The following is a 16,247-nucleotide window of genomic DNA, read 5'->3' as shown; positions in this document are numbered from 1 at the left end:
GTCACCGGCTTCCGTCACCGAGCCGCCCCGGGCGCGGCTCACCACCAGGACTTCTCTTATCGTCCTCGCCCCGGGGACCCGCCGCCACGCCGCCTCCCCGCTCTTCCTCCCCCTCGTCGAGGGCGAGGCGCCTGGCCAGCGCCAGCTCCTCCTCGCGTCCCCTCACCCGGCCGTCGATCTTCTCCGACCGTACCCGCTCCAGGATCTCCGCGTAGCGCCGCGACGGCTTCAATCCCAATGCCGCGAGGTCGTGGCCGCTTATCTCTAATGGAATATCCTTCCATTTCCTGACGTAGTCCGCCACGTACCTCCGCGTGCCCGGGCCCCCGAGCACATAGAGATATGCTAAGGCCTCCCCGCTCAGAGGGTCAAGGAAACGCGTCACCTCGCTGGGCCGAAGGTCCACCGCGTGCAGGGCCCCGATGACCTCCGGCACCGTCACCAGGCACTGCATGAGCGCCCGGGTGTCCTCGCTCCGGAAGCGCATCTGGTGGCACCATTTCTTCGCCTCGCGCGCCGGGAGTTCCTCCAGCATGGCCGCCAGGGAGGGGATCCATGCCCTGGCCCTCTCCCCCGCCAGCTCCAGCGCCGCCGCGGCGTGCCTCTCGAGGAGGCGGTAACGTTCCCGCATCCCCTTGCTCACCTCCAGGTCGGGATGCAGCGTGCGCAGCGCCCCGAGGTCCTGCAGGCGCTCGATGGCCCGCAGGGGGAGGGGGAAGGGCTCGGAGAAGATGTCTATGAGCTCGTCCCGCACCCTGGCGTTGGTGAGCTTGCCCACGATCTCCATCTCCACCGCGCGGCGCGCCAGCATCTCCGTCTGCCGCTCCAGCCGGAAGCCGTAGCGCTGCTCGAAACGCACGGCGCGGAAGATGCGCGTTGGGTCCTCCACGAAACTGAGGTTGTGGAGGATGCGCACCTGCCGCCGCTCCAGATCCCGCAGTCCCCCGAAGTAGTCGAGGAGCTCGCCGAAGCGGTCGCCGCTCAGAGCCACCGCCATGGTGTTGATGGTGAAGTCGCGGCGGTAGAGGTCCTGGCGGATGGAGGACATCTCCACCGTGGGCAGGGCCGCGGGACGTTCGTAGAACTCCGTGCGCGCCGTGGCCACGTCTATCCTGCGCCCCGTGGGCAGGATGACCACGGCGGTGCCGAACTTGCGGTGACTCCTGACCCTGGCCTTCAGCGCCCTTGCCAGGAGGCGCGCGAAGTCGATGCCGTCACCCTCCACCACCACGTCCAGGTCCAGGTTGGGATAGCCCAGCAGGAGGTCCCGCACCACGCCCCCCACCAGGTAGGCCTCGAACCCCTCGTCCTCCGCCACCCGGGACAGCGTGTGCAGCAGTCCCTGCACGTCCCCCGGGAGACTTCGCCTCATGAGGTCGATGATCTCCGAGCGGCTGTATCCCGCGGCGCGCCCCGGGACGGTGAAGCCCCGTAGGTAATCCTTTCCATGCAGGGCCCTGAGCACGTCCTTGCGCGTCACGATGCCCACCACCCTGCGTCCCCTCACCACCGGCACCCTGCCGATGGCGTTGGCGGTCATGAGGTCCTGGATCTCCAACAGTGAGGCGTCCTCGTCCACGCTCACCAGCTCGCGGGTCATGAAACCCTTGACGGGGGCGTGCCCCAGCCCGTGGTGCCCCGCCTTGTCGAGGTCCTTGCGGGAGATGATCCCCACCAGCTCACCTCCCGCGTCCACCACCGGAAAAGCGGTATGCCCGGTGCGCTGCATGCGCCGCGACGCCTCGGCGATGGGGGTGTCCTCCTCGATGGTCCTCACAGGTCCGCTCATGATCTCCCCCGCGGTGACCAGCGGCCGCACCTTCTCCTCCAGGACGGCCAGGAGCTTCTTCTCCGCCTGCCTCAAGGTAACGCCCTTGAGCACCGCGGAGCCGGCCTTGGAGTGGCCTCCGCCCCCGAGGCCAGAGAGCACCTCGTGCACGTCCACCTGGCTCAACCTGGAAAGACCCACCACCACCACCCGCCCCGCCATCTCGCTGAGGGTGAAGACCACGTCCAGGTTCTCCAGCTCCGCGAGCTTGCCGGCGACCACGGAAGCGCCCTCCACGTACTCCCCCATCCTCGCCCTCGCCAACGCCACCAGGATGCCCCGCACGCGGAGGGTCTCCAGGCCCTCCAGCAGCCTTTTCATGAGCTCGTGCTGGGCGGGGGTGAGGGCGGGGCCCAGGAAGTGGGTGATGACGTTGAGGTTGGCTCCCTCACGCATGAGGTAGGCCAGGGCCTCGGCATCGTCGTAGGTGGTCCCCGCGAAGGTGAGGGAACCGGTGTCCTCGTGGATGCCCAGGGCGAACAGGGTGGCCTCGAAGGGGGTCACGGATATCCCCTTGCGCCTGATGATCTTGAGCAGCACGGTGGTGGTGGCGCCCACCTCCTCGCTGTAGTCCTTCACCCCCCGCATGTCCTGCGGCGAGGGAGGGTGGTGGTCGTAGACGAAGACCTCGACCCCGGGGCGCCCCGGGAGGTCCCGAAACTCCCCCAGCCGCTCGGCGATGCGGTTGTCCACCACGATGAGGCGCTCGATGGCCTCGGCGTCCAGGGCCCGGGGGTCCATGAACTCCAGCACGTCGCCATGCAGGGAGATGAACTCGCGCACGTTGCGGTTCACCGACCCCGCGAAGACCATCACCGCCTCGGGATAGAGCTTCTTCGCCGCCACCATGGAGGCCAAGGCGTCGAAGTCCACGTTGACGTGTCCGAGGATTACCTCCAAGCCTCCCTCCCCGTACCTTCCGGACTCTTGCGTGCTGCGGTCGAGAGGCGGGCAAGCGGAGGGGCAGGGGTCCTTACGCAAGCTCCAGGCCCATGTCCGCCAGCGCCCCGCGGATGGCCTCTATACAGGCACGCCCCTCCTCCGCGCCCATGCTTCCCTCTCCGTCGCGCGAGATGGCGGTCAGGCGGTCGACGGCCCTGCGCAATCCCTCCACCTCGCTGAAAAAGCCGTAGAGCAGGTCAACTTTCTCCAGGGTATCGCCGCCGCCCATGCCCGCCAGCTCGAAGGCCTCCTCAAGCACCTGCAACGCCTCCAGGGACGCGGACTCCATGTCTCCGTCCTCCGCGAGCTGGAGGACGTTGTTCCAGAGGATCTCGAAACGGCGGCGCACCTCGGGATGGGCGGTGTTCGACACGTGCAACTCCATGAGATCACGGGCGAAACGCGTGGCCGTGGAGGCGAAACGGTCGGCGAACTCCATCTCCCTTTCGAGGTCCTCCCCGAACTCGTCCTCTCCCGGGAGCTCGGCCTGCATGCGGCGCAGGTCCTCCACGTCTTTCTCCAGGCGGGGTATGAGCCTGCGGGGTTTTTTCCCGCCCACCCCCGCCCCCCAGCTGACCAGGAGGCGTCGCGCGCCGTTTATGAGCACCAGGGCGCGCAGCGCGTCCAGCTCGTCGCCCGAGCGCGCCAGCTCTCGCACGTCCTCCGGGGCATAAAGCACCTTCCTCACCTCGCCGCCCCCGATGAGGAAGGGGCTGAGGGGCCTCTCGAGCACGGCGGCTTCCTGGCCCAGGAGAGCCCGCAGTTCCCCGGCCGTCCTGGACACCGTCTCCAGGGCCAGCCCCAGGGCCTCCGCTAACCGGCCCTTTTTGAGCATGCGGTCGATGGACTTCCACTCCGCCTCGACGGCGCCCCTCTCCCCCTCCGCGAGGGAGGCGAGGGCGTTTCTCACCCTCTCCCGGATCGCGCCGGAGACTCCCGCCGCGCCCAGTATCTCGCCCAGCCAGCCCTCGCCGAAGACCGTGAACTCCATCTCGCCCCCCGGGAACACGCCGCCTCACGGACATTCTATCATTCGCTTCTCCTGCCCCGTTGGCCTTCCGGGACGCTTTTCGCGGAAGGCCTCGCCTGCGCCGGGAGGCTTCGGAGCCCTTCGTCGCGCTTTCGGGGCCTCCCCGGTACGGCGTTCACCTGAGTGCCGGTTTGACCGGGTTAGGGCCTGAGGGGGTTTGACCGCCATTAAGGACTATGTTACCTTATGGTTTATAAATTTATCCTTGTTCCATTCGTTCAAGGCGACAGATCCGGGCTCAGGGGTCGCAGAGGGGCTGCAGACTCTGCCTGTCCAGGGCTGCATGGCATGAGGGGGTGTGTATGATGAGACCAGGGAAAAAAGCCTGCCGGACGGCCTGCGTTGTTCTGCTCCTGCTGCTGGGCGCGTCCTCGCCGGCCGTCTTCCGGACGCCGGAAAGCGCGCAGGGCGGCGTCGATGGCGGCTGGTCGGTTCAATTCCAGGACGACGCGGCGAGCATCTTCGGCGTCTCCGCGGTTGACGGGAACACCTGCTGGGCGGTGGGACGGACGACGGGGGAGACACCGCGGGCTCTCGCCCTCAGGACCACCGACGGCGGCGACTCCTGGACGCCCTCCTATCCGGGATTTCCCACCATCCTCACCTGCGCTTCCGCGGTCAGCGAAGAGGTATGCTGGGCCGGCGGATACGGATGCATCGTCAAGACGGCGGACGGAGGCTCGAGCTGGGAGGTGTCGATCGCCGCGGACGGGTACTGCGTCACGGACATCTCCGCCGTGGACGGGAGCACCTGCTGGGCGGTGGGCTATTCCACCTCCTCCGGTACCGCCTTCAACGGCTTCATCATCAAGACGGACGACGGTGGCGGGACCTGGGAGGTGCAGGCCGCAGGCATCCCCTGTACCATGACCGGCGTCTCCGCCGTTGACGGGCAGACCTGCTGGGCTTCGGGAGGTTTCTTCTCTCCCGGGATGACCTGGCCGCCGGTGCCTCCCACGGTGGCGGGACGCCTGATGAAGACCTCGGACGGCGGGTCGCACTGGCAGGACCACACGGTGGAAGGATACGCATATTTCAAGGTGTCCGCTCCCCACGCCCTCGACGTATGGGTAGCCGCGCTGCACGCCGACCTCTCCGCGCCCTCGAACTCCCGCACCGAGATCCTGCGCTCCGCCGACGGAGGAGTGAGCTGGGATATCCATCCAACGCCCGTCGGCTACTGGAGCTACGGCAACGGAGGGTTCTGCGCCGTGGACGGCTGCACGGCGTTCCTCGCCGTATGCGCCCAGGGATGGGGCAACCATATCGCCAGGAGCGACGACGGCGGTGCCTCCTGGAACATCCAGGCGGACGGTCTTTATGTCCTCAGCGACATCTCCACCCCTGACGGGACGGCGGCATGGGCCTGCGGGTGCGACCCCACCAACCTCGGGCAGTACGGCCACGGGTACATCATGCACACCTCCAGCGGGGGCTGGGAACCTTCCCTGCGCATCGACGGCATATCCCCCTCTTCGGGGTACAACCGCTGCATCTTGGAGGCCGATCTCCACTGCACGGGATTTGACGAGGGCTTTTCGGTGCGTATGGAAAAAGATGGTTCATCCATCGAAGTCGCCGCCTGGCCGGATGCCGACGACCGCGTGCACTGCGTCCTCGACCTCATACAAGCCGAACCCGGCGTCTACGACGTGGTCCTCGCAAATCCCGACGGCGGCGAGGCCAGGCTGCCCGCGGGATTCACGGTGCTCCAGAACCCCGTATGCGTGGATACGGCGGACCCCGCCAGCGGGATGCAGGGCACCGCGGTCTCGGTGAGGGTGACGGGAAGCGGGTTCAGTACGGACATGAAGGTCTCGCTGATGGAGGTCTCCGGCGGCTACGGCCTCGCGGCCTCGTCCACCGCCGTCGTCTCCCCCAGCCTCATTGTCTGCACCTTCGAGCTCTACGATGTCCGGGAGGGCGAATACCATCTGGCGGTCTCCGACGCCTCGGGCAACCTCTCGCTGCTTCCGGGCGGATTCTCGGTATTGCCCAACCCTGACCCCGTGCACCTCAACGGGATCGCTCCTGACAGGGTCACGCAGTTCGCGGGTTTCGTATCCCTTGAGCTCAAGGGCAGCGGGTTCAAGCCCGGCGCCACGGTCAGGCTGAGAAAGGGCGGCGCGCTCCTGGAGGCCGCCGGCGTGAGCGTTTCCTCCCCCCAGAGAATCACCTGCTCCCTGCTCGTCTTCGGGGCCGAGCCGGGCGCCTACGACGTGGTGGTGGTGAACCCCGACGGCACGGGGGCGCGCATGCGCGAGGGCTTCCGGGTGGAGGCGGCCTGCGGCCAGGGATCGGGCAGCGCGGCATTGCTCTTCGGCGCGTTCATGGGGTTGCTGTCGGCGGCGGCATCGGCCAGATCCCGCCGGAAAAGAAGCCGGAGACCTTGAGGGGATCGCCGACACCCGGGGTGGAGAAGAGCGTAAGGAGCGCCGCGGTCCTTACGCCATGAGCGCGCGGGAAGATTCGGCGTCCGGAGCACGGGAACAACCTTTCGCTCTACGGCCTTGAGCCGGTGAGGCGCGGTCTCGTTTTTCCCTGCATGTCCGGAGGAGGAAAACGCCCTGCCGCGGGAGGCATGACGCCTTTTGTCTCCCTCCCGACACCGCCCTCCCGAAGGCCCGGAAGAAGGGCGGATGACAGGCGGAGAGCCGCGGACGCCTTCTCATCTCCTCGCCGACACCGCCCGCAAAGGGACCGGAGACGGCGACTACGCCTCTGCGGCGCGGACCCTCTCGGACCGGGGGGTGGATGCCGCCCGCTCTTCGCTTTAGGGAGAGATCAACGCCTCTCCATGGATCGAAGATGGAGGCTGCGGTCCCGGGTCATGTTCGGTAGGAAAGCGCGGGGCCGTATGAAACCAGGACGGAAGCCGACCCCTTCTCCGTGTAAGGGATGAACGCGCCCTTCTCCGCGGATCGAAGATCGAAGCTCTGACCCCGTGAAGAATATTCCTGGTAACAAACCTGGCACATCCCGAATTCCACGCATCCGGCGCTTCCGCAGCGGTGGCAGTCGGCGGGCAACATCCCCTCACCCCCTTGGCGCTTGAGACGGACGGCAGCTCGTTAGGAAGAGCGTTGCAAGCATGGACATCGTGACCTTCCCGACCTCTCGCGGGCATCAACCATCCGGTGGAGGGCCGCCCGACGATGGTTGGATTGTCGCGTATCCCTGCGCCTTCACGGGATCTGCCCCACGAGGTCACGCGGCTCGCGGGGTCCGTGTCCCCCGGCGCCGCTAGGGAAAGGGCTCGAGCCCGGCTCCATGGTCGGGGCGAGAACGGACGGCCGCAATTGAAGTGATGACCTTAACCCTCATCTTCGGCTCGAGCCCGGCTCCGCGGTCGGGGCGAGAAAGGACGGGGCGCTCCCGGGGACGCGGTTGCAGGCTTCCCCCTGCCCGGAGAATACTCTGCTCCTTGCCGGTCTTCGGGGCCGGGCTCTTGGGGCGCGGCGCATGATGGATCGAAGACCTGACCCCAAAAAGAAGGCCGCCCGCAGGCGACCTCCTTTTCATGTCTCTGCTTCCTCTTCACGCGGTATGGAGGCGCCTCACCTCCACCGCCGTCTCCTGGTAGCGCTCCTCCCAGATGGGGTCAGCGAGGCGCCCGTACTCCTCCCCATAGCGGTCGAGGTCGGGTGCGAGATCGGTGATGATGCCCTCCGCCTCGGGATGGGTGGGACGGGCTCCGCACCTCTCCACGCATTCCCTGAGCACGTAGGGATGGTCTATGACCATACAGGGGCGCAGGAGGTTGGGATGGTAGGGAGCGCGCTCGCGGATGGAGCGGAAGAAATCCGACTCCAACACCTCGGAGAGGGATTTCTCCTTGATGTTGTCCACCGCGAAATGCACGAAGACGCAGGGCTCCACGTCCCCGTTCTGGTTGATATGCAGGTACTGGCGACCCGCCGCCAGGCACCCCCCCACGAGAGGCCCGTCGCACCAGAAATCGGAGATGAGCGCCCGCTTCTCCTTGCGCATGCGCGTGACGCGCTCCAGGCGCTGGATGCGCTGCTCCGGGGTGGTCATGAGCTCCAGGGAGGGGCGGGTGCCGATGGGCATGTACTGGAAGTACCAACCGATGAAGCAGCCCTTCTCCTCCATGTAGTAGTCCACGAAGTCCTCGCTGGTGAGCAGGTCGGAATTGAAGCGTGTGACGGTGGCCGAGAAGCCGTAAAGGGCCCTCGCCTCCTTCAGGTTATCCATGGCCTGCAGCACCTTGTCGTATACTCCCTTGCCCCTCCTGGCGTCCGTCTCCTCCCCATAGCCCTCCACGGATATGCAGGGGATGACGTTGCCCAGGTCGGCGATCTTTCCCGCCAGCTCGCGGTCTATGAGGGTGCCGTTGGTGTAGACCTGGAAAGTGACATCGCGGTGCTTCTCGAACATGCTCATCAGTGGCTTATAGGAGAAGGGCTCGCCTCCCGAGATGACGATGAAGTATATACCCATCTCCTTGGCCTCGGTGAGCACGCGATCGAGTACCTGCACCGGCAGGTCGTCCTTTTTGGAGTACATGCCCGCGTAGCAGCCCACGCACTTGAGGTTGCAGCGCATGGTGGGGCTGATGACCAGCAAAAGGGGCGGGCTGTATCCATGCTCCTTCTCGTATGCCTCCCTCACCCTCGCCTTATAGAAAAGGGCGTCGGTGAGGAAGTTGATGGCCCCCCGGCGCACGTTCCGGTGCAGCTCCGGCAGGCGGTTCTTCACCTGCAGGATGAGCGAGCGCAGGAACTCCTGTCCGTCGGGCCATTTTACCGTCCCCAGGAATTTCTCCGCGAAGGAGAGCAGTTTGTCGTCGGGGATGTTGGGAAGAACGAAGATTAAGCCGTTGATGGTCTTCTTGATCGCGTAATCCCTGATCACGGACACGTCCGGCATCGCTTTCACCTCCTTTCCTTTTGGTTTCGCAACTTCTTTTTTTCTCGCATCACCTCCCCGATCATCAAAACCCGTCTCTCTTTTCCGGTCATATCATACCGCGGGGCCGTTTTCGGCGCCGCCGTCAAAGGAGCCTCCTCCCGTAGCCGCTACCCGGTGTCTCCTTCCCTTTCCGCCTCACGCTCGTCGCTGATAAGGCCGCATGCCCTCACGGCCTCGGAACTGACGGTATCCTTCTATAGCTTACTCGCAATATTCCCATAATCCTTCGTGCCCTAACCTCGGATCCCCTCGCCGGCTTCGGGCTCGCCGGCCGCCTCGCTCTCCTTGCGCACGCATATATTCATAACATATGGAGCGCCAAAATGCCGAACACGTGCCTCCGGGATGATCGCCGCGGGCGCCGCGGAACGGAATCCCGACGACCATCGATGCCCGAAACGCGGGACGCGGTACGGCGGCGGCTCAGGCGCGGGGGTGTGACCTCAGATAGACCTCCCGCAGCCTGGCCCTGCTGACATGGGTATACACCTGGGTGGTACTCACGCTGGCGTGTCCCAGGAGCTCCTGGATATGCCTTAGGTCGGCCCCGCTCTCCAGCAGGTGGGTGGCGTAGCTGTGGCGCAGGGTATGCGGGGTCATGCGCTCCGCCAGGCCCACCCGGGCGGCGTATTTCCTCACCACCCCCCAGGCGCCCTGCCGCGTCAGCCTTCCCCCCCTTGCGTTCAGGAACAACGCCCGCTGTCCGGGGCGGCGCGAAAGCCTGGGGCGCCCGTGCGCGAGGTAATCCCGGATGGCGGCGGCGGCGGACTCCCCCACCGGCACCACCCGCTCCCGCGCCCCCTTGCCCAGGACGCGCATCTCCCTCTCCCCCAGGTCTAGGTCCTCAAGATCCAGGCCGGTGAGCTCGGATACGCGGATGCCGGTGCCGTAGAGGGTCTCCAGGATGGCCCTGTCGCGCAAGCCCGCGGGGTCGCGGGGGATGGGCTGTTCAAGGAGCCTGGCGGCCTCCTCGCGCGTCAGCACCCGGGGCAGGGGGCGGACATGCCTGGGCGCCTCGAGATCCGCGGCCGCGGGATATCCCGGTGCCTCCCCTTCCTCGAGCAGAAAGCGCTGGAAGCCCCGCAGGCTCGCCACCGCCCTCGCCACCGACCGCGCAGAGAGCCCTCGCGCGTGCAGGGTCTCCAGGAAGGCGGTGATGTCCTCCCTCTCCACCTCCCCCGGCGAGCCCCTGCCCCTGGCGGACGCGAAGGCGATCCACCTCTCCAGGTCCCTGCGGTATGCCTCCACGGTGCGAGGCGACAGGCCGCGCTCCACCCCGATGAAGACCAGGTATTCCGAGAGCAGCGATTCCCAGGAGCCTCCGTGCGCGGCTCCGCCTTCCCCCTCCCGCGGATGCCGGTCGTCCATGGCCCTCACACGCCGAAGAAGCGTTCCCCCGGCAGCCCGATGGGCAGGACGTGCTCCAGCCTCTCGTATTCCATCCCGTGGGCTTCCGCCACCGGCCTCGATGTCACCCTCCCCTCGATGACGTTGATGCCCGCGGCCAGGCTGGGATCCCGCCTCGCCGCCTCCGTGAGCCCCAGGCCCGCGATCTCCTGCACGTAGGGTAAGGTGACGTTGGTGAGGGCGAAGGTGGAGGTGCGGGGAACGATGCCCGGGATGTTCCCCACGCAGTAGTGCAGCACCCCGTATTCCTCGTATACCGGGCTGGAATGGGTGGTGGGTCGCGCGGTGGTGATGCACCCTCCCTGGTCGATGTCGATGTCCACCACCACCGACCCCGGGCGCATGTCCTTCACCGTCTCCTCGTCCACCAGCACCGGTACGCGGGCGCCGGGGATGAGCACCGCCCCGATGACCAGGTCGGCGTCGCGGACCATCTCCCTCACGTTCATCTTGTTGGAGACCATGGTGGTTATGCGGCCGTGCAGGATATGCTCCAGGTACCTCAGGCGGTCGAGGGCCTTGTCCATGACGATGACGTGGGCGTCCATGCCCGTGGCCAGGATGGCGGAATGCGAGCCCACGATGCCCGCCCCCAGGATGACCACGTTCGCCGGGGGGACCCCCGTGGCCCCTCCCAGCAGCAGGCCCCGGCCTCCGTTCATCTTCTCCAAGTAATGCGCCCCCACCTGGGGCGCCATGCGTCCCGCCACCTCGCTCATGGGGGCCAGCAGCGGCAGGCTGCCGTCAGGGCGTTGCACCGTCTCGTAGGCCACGGCGGCCACCCTCCGGCGCATGAGTTCCTCGGTGAGCTCGCGGTGGGCCGCCAGGTGGAGGAAGGTGAAGATGATGAGCCCCTCCTTCAAGAGGGGATATTCGTGCGGCTGGGGTTCCTTGACCTTGAGGATGAGCTCGCTCTCCCCGTAGACGTCCTCCGCTCCCGGCACCAGCACCGCTCCCGCCCGCCGGTAATCCTGGTCGGAGATGCTCGAGCCCTCCCCGGCCCCCTCCTCCACCAGTACCCGGTGACCCTCGGCACAGAGCTCGTGTGCTCCCTGGGGGGTGAGGGCCACGCGATATTCCTGGTCCAGGATCTCCCGTGGCACCCCGACGATCACGCTCCCTCACCTCCTTCGTCCCCCTCGCCGCCCGGAGGATATGAACCGGCCAGATACAGGGAGGCCAGCGCGATTCCCGCGACCGTCTTGGAGTCCCTTATCTCTCCCCTCGCCACCATGGCCAGGGCGTCCTCCAGGGGGACGCGCATGACCTCCAGAAACTCGTCCTCGTCCGGCGCCGCCTCCCCGCGGGTCAGCCCGCGCGCCAGGTAGAGATGCAGCACCTCGTCGCTGAATCCCGGCGAGGTGTAAAAGGACGCCAGCAGATGCCAGCTCTCCGCCGCGCACCCCACTTCCTCCTGCAGCTCCCGCCGTGCGCATTCCAGGGGATCCTCCCCCGCGTCGAGCTTGCCGGCGGGTATCTCCACCAGGTGCTCCCCGGGAGCGTGCCGGTACTGCCTCACCAGGAACACGTGACCCTCGCCGTCCAGCGCCACCATGCCCACCGCCCCGCGGTGCAGCACCACCTCCCGCTCCGCCTCTCTGCCGTCCGGCAGCAGCACGCGGTCCAGGTACAACCTGACCACCTTCCCCTCGAAGACGGTCCTTCTCTCCAGGGTCTCCTCGCGCGCCTCTTTCATCCCCGCCCATCCCTCTTCATGCCGTCCTCAACCTGCCGGCCGCGGCCGCTATCTCCGAGCACAGCCTCACCAGCCTGGAGAGGTCGCGCGTCTCCAGGTATTCATGGGTGGTATGCGGCTCCCTCGCGCCCATGCCCAGTACCAGCGCCCTGATACCCGCGGCATTGAGGAAGTTGGCGTCGCTGCCGCCGCCGGAGGGCCTGAGCTCCATCCTCATCCCCATGGCTTTTCCCGCCTCTTTGGCCAGCAGCACCAGGGGGTCGTCTGCGTCGATGCGGTAGCCGTCGTAGGCGCGCTCCACCTTGACCTCCACGCCGACGCCCACCGCTCCCTCCGCCTCCAGCGCCGCCCGCACCATGGACTTCCTCTGCTCGTCCAGCTTCCCCAGGTCGTGGGAGCGCACCTCTCCCTCCGCCACCACTCGGTCGGGGACGATGTTCACCGCCCGTCCGCCCCGGATGATGCCGATGTTGGCGGTGGTCTCGCTGTCTAAGCGCCCCAGGCGCATGAGGCTTATGGCCCACGCCGCCCCGAAGATGGCGTTCTTCCCCTTCTCCGGCTCCACTCCCGCGTGCGCCGCCCTGCCGTGGAAGACGAACTCCAGGTTGTCCTGGGTGGGAGAGGCGTTGATGATGCTACCCACGCCCCCCTCGCCGTCGAGCACGAAGGCGTGGCGCGACTTCAGCCGCTCCCATTCCAGGTGCCGCACCCCCTGCAGCTGCTTCTCCTCCGCCACCGTGAGCACCAGTTCCAGAGGTCCATGCCGCAGCCTGCCCTCCGCCGACAGGAGCATGAGCTCCAGGATGGCGGCCACCCCCGCCTTGCAGTCCGCCCCCAGGATGGTGTTACCGCCGGAGATGACCCTTTCCTCTTTGAGCACCGGCCGCACTCCCTTCCCCGGCGACACGGTATCCATGTGGGCGCAGAAGATGACCGGCGGCGCCTCCACGCCTCGCGACGGCAGGTTTATATAGAGATTGCCCGCCTCGCCCCCCACCGCCTTGCCCGCGTTGTCCATATAGGGCTCGAAGCCGGCCTCGCGCGCCGTGCGCATCACGTACGCCGCCAGTTCCCCCTCGTGGTAGGTCTCGCTGTCGATGGCCGCCAACTCCAGGAAGGTCTTCAGCGCCCTTTCCATGTCCCCTGCCTCCCTTTGTCCCCTGCGATCTCACCTGGTCTTTGTGCCAGGAAAAAAGGTGTCCATACCCGGATATCCCCATCGGTCCGGGGTGAACGGTCCTCACGGCCGCCTTTGGCCGGTATCAACCTCCCCAAGCCAGCCTTCCCCGTGAAAACCCGGTCTCTTTCCCCTCCGACGCTGCCTGTCTCCCGCCCGGCGCGGATCATCCCACCACCTTAAGGTTGGGGGTCTCCTCCGCCGCTGACCTTCGCCCCAGGGCAGCCCCCACGAAGTCCCTGAAAAGGGGGTGAGGCCGGTTGGGGCGGGACTTGAACTCGGGGTGGAACTGCCCGGCCAGGAACCAGGGGTGATCCCGGCGCTCGATGATCTCCACCAGCCTGCCGTCTGGAGAGAGGCCGGAGAAGACGACCCCTGCCTCCTGGAGCTGGCTGCGGTAATGGTTGTTGACCTCGTAGCGGTGGCGGTGACGCTCGTAGATGACCTCCTCGCCGTAGCAGGAGTGCGCCAGGGTGCCCTCCTCCAGCTTGCAGGGATAGAGTCCCAGGCGCATGGTCCCCCCCATCTCGTCCACGTCGCGCTGGCTGGGGAGGAGGTCGATGACCGGGTGGGGGGTGGCGGGGTCGAACTCCGAGCTGTTGGCCTTCTCCAGGCCGCACAGGTTCCTTGCCGCCTCGATGACCGCGCACTGCAGCCCCAGGCAGATGCCCAGGAAGGGCACCTTGTTCTCCCGCGCGTAACGTATGGCCTCCACCTTGCCGTCCACGCCGCGCACCCCGAAGCCCCCGGGGATGAGGATGCCGTCAAGGTCCGCCAGCAGCCCGTCAACGTTCTCGCGCGAGATGTCGTCGGAGGCGATCCAGGCGATGTCCACCCTGGCGCCGTGGGCGTAGCCGCCGTGCTGCAAGCTCTCGATGATGGAGAGGTAGGCGTCGGAGAGGTCCACGTATTTCCCCACCACCCCGATCCTCACCCTCTCGGTGGCGGACTTTATCCGGCGCACCATCTCCTGCCACTCCGTGAGGTCCTCCTCGTGCCCCTCCAGGCCCAGGTGCCTGGCCACGTAATCCCCCAGTCCCTCCGCCTGCAGCAGGAGCGGCACCTCGTAGATGCAGTCGGCGGTGGGCGCGGAGATCACGCCCTCGATGTCGATGTCGCAGAGGAGGGATATCTTGTCCTTGAGGTCCATGCCGATGGGCTCCTTGGAGCGGCACACGATGGCGTCGGGCTGGATGCCCATGGAGCGGAGCTCCTTCACGCTGTGCTGGGTGGGCTTGGTCTTCATCTCCCTGGTGGTCTCCAGGTACGGGACCAGGCTGACGTGGATGTACATGACGTTCTCCGGACCCACGTCCTTCTTGAACTGGCGGATGGCCTCCAGGTAGGGCAGGCTCTCGATGTCCCCTACCGTGCCCCCGATCTCGGTGATCACCACGTCAACCTCGCTGGAGCGCGTGAGGCGTAGGATGCGTTCCTTTATCTCGTTGGTCACGTGCGGGATGACCTGCACCGTGCCCCCCAGGAACTCTCCCTTGCGCTCGCGGGAGATTATGGACCAGTACACGCTGCCGGTGGTGACGTTGTTCTCCCTTCCCAGGTGCTCGTCCACGAAACGCTCGTAATGGCCCAGGTCGAGGTCGGTCTCGGTGCCGTCGTCGGTCACGAAGACCTCACCGTGCTGGAAGGGGTTCATGGTGCCCGGGTCCACGTTGATGTAGGGGTCCATCTTCTGCATGGTCACCTTCAGGCCGCGCGCCTTGAGGAGCCTACCGATGGATGCCGCGGTGATCCCCTTGCCCAGCGAGGACGACACGCCCCCGGTCACGAAGATGTATTTTACCGGCATCTCTGCATACCTCCCCTTTCCATGCTCACCTTGTTTTCTGGGCTCCCTCAGGGCCGCCTTCCCTATTACCGACCTCCCGCCGCCGGCGCGCCCGCCCGCCACGGCGCTTCCCGTTGGTCGCGAGCTCCCGAGGCGCCCGGACCCTCGCCGACGGCGTGCCTCGCTTAACCTGTATTCTCTAAAAAGAGACGGAATCCCTACCGGTCAGGGATTCCGTGTGCTTTTTCCCGGGATTCATCCGGCCCGTCTATAGCCGGTCACCTCCCGCCATCATCTTTACCGTCGTCGGCCTACGGAACCAGTATAGTGCAGGTCGCGCCGCGGTATCAACAAGGGCGGGCAACCTTTCGCCACGGAGACCGGCCATGGCGCCGCGATCCCCGCTTCGAACATCGGGGAGTTCGCCCCCCCCGCGAACCTGCCCGGTACGCCGGAACGCCGGAGTGGTCTCTCGAAGTCCCTGAGCTATAAGGCGGCTGATGAGACAATACGCAGGCGCGGTTCCCCTGTCCCCCGGCCGGCGGCGTATCCCGTGGCGGAGCGGACCCGGCGTCAGGCGCGTGCCCCGATCCCGCGCTCAAGCCTTCCCGGCTCCGCCCCGCAGGCGCCGCAGATAGGAACGCCGGGGGGAGAGGAGCATGCACAACAGGAAGGCGGCGAAGAGGGTGAGGACGATGGCGGCGCCGGAGGCGACGTCCAGCCAGAAGGAGAGGTAAAGTCCCGCCACCACGCACCCCGTTCCCACCGTGAGCGATACCGCCAGAACGCCGCGGTAGTTGCGGGCCAGCTGCATCCCCGCCGCCCCCGGTATCACCAGCAGCGCGGAGACGAGCACGATGCCCACCAGCTTTATGGAGACCACGATGGTGACGGCCATGGCCAACAGCAGCCCGTAATACACGGACCTCACCGGCAGGCCGCTGGCCGTGGCCGTCTCCTCGTCGAAGGACACGAAGATCAGCTCCTTGAAGAAGAGCAGGACGAAGGCGGAGACCAGCACGGCGACCGCCGCTATGGTCGCCACGTCCCCCCAGCCCAGGGCGAGAATGCTACCGAAGAGATAGCTCATGAGGTCCAGGTTGTAGGCCTTCGCCATACGCACCAGCAGGACCCCGAGGGCCATGGCGGCCGCGAAGAGGATGCCGATGGCGGTGTCCTCGTGCACGCGTCCCCTGCGGCTGAACCAGCCGATGCCCAGGGATAGGGCGGCGCAGAAGAACCCCGCGGTGAGCACGGGGTCGATTCCCGCCGCCAGCCCCAGACCCACCCCGCCGAAGGCGGCGTGGGATATGCCCATGCCCACGAAGGCCAGCCTCCTAACCACCACGAAGAAAGAGAGGAGGGAGCACACCACGGCGATGAGCACCCCGCCCGCCAGCGCGCGCTGCGCGAAGCCGTAGGTTAGCATCCTCTGTCCCCCTTCCGGCT

Annotated in this window: 10 protein-coding genes; 1 reads left to right on the top strand and 9 read right to left on the bottom strand. The window is 66.7% G+C overall.

The features are described 5' to 3' along the window. Position 1: 1 nt before the first annotated feature. Together H5T74_04090 and H5T74_04085 are read right to left on the bottom strand one after the other, a co-directional pair. The gene (locus H5T74_04090) at positions 2-2,728 is read right to left on the bottom strand and encodes a CBS domain-containing protein (protein MBC7229557.1); all 2,727 of its coding nucleotides are present in this window, start codon (positions 2,726-2,728) and stop codon (positions 2-4) included. A gap of 73 nt (positions 2,729-2,801) precedes the next feature. Then, positions 2,802-3,761, bottom strand: coding sequence for a hypothetical protein (locus tag H5T74_04085; protein MBC7229556.1), 960 nt, complete (start codon positions 3,759-3,761; stop codon positions 2,802-2,804). A gap of 341 nt (positions 3,762-4,102) precedes the next feature. On the opposite strand from H5T74_04085, the gene H5T74_04080 reads away from it, so the two are divergent. After that, the gene (locus H5T74_04080) at positions 4,103-6,193 is read left to right on the top strand and encodes a hypothetical protein (GenBank protein ID MBC7229555.1); all 2,091 of its coding nucleotides are present in this window, start codon (positions 4,103-4,105) and stop codon (positions 6,191-6,193) included. A gap of 1,144 nt (positions 6,194-7,337) precedes the next feature. Here the strand turns inward: H5T74_04080 and H5T74_04075 are convergent. From H5T74_04075 to H5T74_04045, 7 genes are all read right to left on the bottom strand, one after another. Further along, positions 7,338-8,699: a radical SAM protein gene (locus H5T74_04075; protein ID MBC7229554.1), complete on the bottom strand. Its 1,362-nt coding sequence runs from the start codon at positions 8,697-8,699 to the stop codon at positions 7,338-7,340. A 456-nt stretch (positions 8,700-9,155) separates the two neighbouring features. Further along, on the bottom strand, positions 9,156-10,100 hold the full coding sequence (gene xerD / locus H5T74_04070; protein MBC7229553.1) for a site-specific tyrosine recombinase XerD: 945 nt from the start codon (positions 10,098-10,100) through the stop codon (positions 9,156-9,158). Positions 10,101-10,105: 5 nt separating this feature from the next. Further along, a complete protein-coding gene (ald, locus tag H5T74_04065; GenBank protein ID MBC7229552.1) occupies positions 10,106-11,254 on the bottom strand; it encodes an alanine dehydrogenase in 1,149 nt (382 codons plus the stop codon). Beyond that, entirely contained in the window at positions 11,251-11,835 is a 585-nt protein-coding gene (locus tag H5T74_04060) for an NUDIX hydrolase (GenBank protein MBC7229551.1), read from the bottom strand. Before H5T74_04060 ends, ald begins: the two co-directional genes overlap by 4 nt. Before the next feature lie 16 nt (positions 11,836-11,851). Further along, complete coding sequence (locus H5T74_04055) at positions 11,852-12,973, bottom strand: M20/M25/M40 family metallo-hydrolase (GenBank protein ID MBC7229550.1); 1,122 nt, start codon at positions 12,971-12,973, stop codon at positions 11,852-11,854. Between the two features lie 205 nt (positions 12,974-13,178). Then, on the bottom strand, positions 13,179-14,819 hold the full coding sequence (locus tag H5T74_04050) for a CTP synthase (GenBank protein MBC7229549.1): 1,641 nt from the start codon (positions 14,817-14,819) through the stop codon (positions 13,179-13,181). 577 nt (positions 14,820-15,396) lie between these two features. Continuing rightward, a complete protein-coding gene (locus H5T74_04045; GenBank protein ID MBC7229548.1) occupies positions 15,397-16,227 on the bottom strand; it encodes a metal ABC transporter permease in 831 nt (276 codons plus the stop codon). Positions 16,228-16,247 lie beyond the last annotated feature (20 nt).

The sequence above is a fragment of the Actinomycetota bacterium genome, assembly GCA_014360645.1.
Lineage (GTDB): Bacteria > Actinomycetota > Geothermincolia > Geothermincolales > RBG-13-55-18 > Solincola_B.
Note: the sequence above shows the minus strand (reverse complement) of the source record. Positions and strands in the feature narration are given on the sequence as shown.

Bases quoted from the DNA above. Each gene is read 5' to 3' on its own strand.
- H5T74_04055 (MBC7229550.1), bottom strand. From the start codon at position 12,973: ATGGAAAGGGCGCTGAAGACCTTCCTGGAGTTGGCGGCCATCGACAGC.
- H5T74_04080 (MBC7229555.1), top strand. From the start codon at position 4,103: ATGATGAGACCAGGGAAAAAAGCCTGCCGGACGGCCTGCGTTGTTCTG.
- H5T74_04060 (MBC7229551.1), bottom strand. From the start codon at position 11,835: ATGAAAGAGGCGCGCGAGGAGACCCTGGAGAGAAGGACCGTCTTCGAG.
- xerD (MBC7229553.1), bottom strand. From the start codon at position 10,100: ATGGACGACCGGCATCCGCGGGAGGGGGAAGGCGGAGCCGCGCACGGA.
- H5T74_04045 (MBC7229548.1), bottom strand. From the start codon at position 16,227: ATGCTAACCTACGGCTTCGCGCAGCGCGCGCTGGCGGGCGGGGTGCTC.
- H5T74_04085 (MBC7229556.1), bottom strand. From the start codon at position 3,761: ATGGAGTTCACGGTCTTCGGCGAGGGCTGGCTGGGCGAGATACTGGGC.
- H5T74_04050 (MBC7229549.1), bottom strand. From the start codon at position 14,819: ATGCCGGTAAAATACATCTTCGTGACCGGGGGCGTGTCGTCCTCGCTG.